Genomic DNA, 1,496 nt, shown 5'->3' with positions numbered 1-1,496 from the left:
CCCCTAACCCCTCCCGCAAGCGGGAGGGGGACTAGTTCTCCCCTCCCGCTTGCGGGAGGGGCCGGGGGTGGGCCCGAACAATTGCTCCCGAACCCTCCCAGTGGTAAACCCCTGAAATGCCAGACTGGAATCCCCGCGACACCGTCCGCGCCCGGTCGCTGCGGCGTGAGGCGACGGGGCCGGAGCGGGGGCTCTGGGCGTTCCTGTCGAAGAGCCAGACCGGCGCAAAGTTCAGCCGCCAGATGCCGCTCGGCCCGTTCTTCGCCGACTTCCTGTGCCGCGAGTTGTCGCTGGTGGTGGAGCTCGACGGCTTCAGCCACGACTGCGCGCCGGAGCGTGATGTTCGCCGCGATGCGTGGATGGCGGCGCACGGCTTCACCGTGCTGCGCTTCACCAATGATGATGTGCAGGGCAATGTCGAGGGCGTGGTGACCGCGATCCGGCTGGAAGTCGAGCGGCTGCGGGGGTTGAAGGGAAGTGGAAGTGCCCACCCCTAACCCCTCCCGCAAGCGGGAGGGGGATTGGGAGCGCTGATCCACCCTCCCGCCTGCGGGAGGGTCGCGAGACTTACTGAGCCTAAGGCGAAGTTAGTCGCAGCGGGGTGGGCCTGCGCCGACAGGTCGGGACTTGCCCACCCCTAACCCCGATACCTGCCCCGGACTTGATCCGGGGGCAAGCGGGAGGGGGACTACCGGCGGCAAGCGATTGGGATCGGGTCTCTCTGACAACCCTTCTTGCCTGCGGGAAGGGCGCTAGGATGCGAAGCTGCCCGAAGGATACCTGCTGAAATGAGAGCGACGTTAGGCGCCCGCAGGTTAGGATTTAGGAAAACCCCTCGGTCAATTAAATCGTATCAGCGGGGAGGCCGCCAGTTGCCCTCATTATCGTAATACGTGCAACCATTATAACCAAAGCTCTGCCAGACGATATCGTATAAAGATCTCTGAGCCTTAGCAATCTGTTCGCCGTTCTTTAGATCTTTTACCAGAACATCGGGGATGTATAGCCGGTCTCGATCTGCAAGATATTTCTTATACCTGAAGCCGCTGCCAGTCGCGAGCTCACGACCTTTGACACCGATGAGTGAAACAAAAATCAGCATAGCGCCGGATATGCCTTGTTTCACATATTCGCGAGATGCTGCAAATATCGAACTTTCAATGCCAGTGCATAGAGACAATGCAGGCACTAAACCATCACCCTCCTCCCAGTAGGTCGAAGCCCTGAGACAAGTTTCCGTAATTCCATTTCTATACACTTGGCAGTATCCGACGAATTCACTCGGCGTCTCACTTCGTCGATACACCATGAACCCATCGAGGTTGAACACATTCGATCCGCCGCCCCACTCGTAATTGATAAAATTTGACCAATTGCCCTCAGCCACTCCGATGTCGAACGCTTGGTTACCTCGAATGACCGAAAGTGGGACGGTGTGCACTAGCCCATCTTATTCACCGGCGATGTCGTGAAGGGTTGGCGGGAGTGGTGTAAGC

General features: G+C 58.9%; 2 protein-coding genes. One reads left to right on the top strand and one right to left on the bottom strand.

The annotated features are described in order from the left end of the window. The first annotated feature begins 116 nt into the window (after positions 1-116). Positions 117-497 carry an endonuclease domain-containing protein gene (locus AX708_RS17720; RefSeq protein ID WP_066530381.1) on the top strand — a complete coding sequence of 127 codons (381 nt, stop codon included), beginning with the start codon at positions 117-119 and terminating at the stop codon, positions 495-497. 356 nt (positions 498-853) lie between these two features. Here AX708_RS17720 and AX708_RS20625 read toward each other — a convergent pair whose 3' ends face one another. Further along, on the bottom strand, positions 854-1,387 hold the full coding sequence (locus AX708_RS20625; RefSeq protein WP_156454593.1) for a hypothetical protein: 534 nt from the start codon (positions 1,385-1,387) through the stop codon (positions 854-856). Positions 1,388-1,496 lie beyond the last annotated feature (109 nt).

The organism is Erythrobacter sp. CCH5-A1 (assembly GCF_001557115.1).
Classification (GTDB): domain Bacteria; phylum Pseudomonadota; class Alphaproteobacteria; order Sphingomonadales; family Sphingomonadaceae; genus Erythrobacter.
Note: the sequence above shows the minus strand (reverse complement) of the source record. Positions and strands in the feature narration are given on the sequence as shown.

Excerpts from the sequence above, each read along its gene's own strand:
- AX708_RS17720 (WP_066530381.1), top strand. The coding sequence starts at position 117 with ATGCCAGACTGGAATCCCCGCGACACCGTCCGCGCCCGGTCGCTGCGG.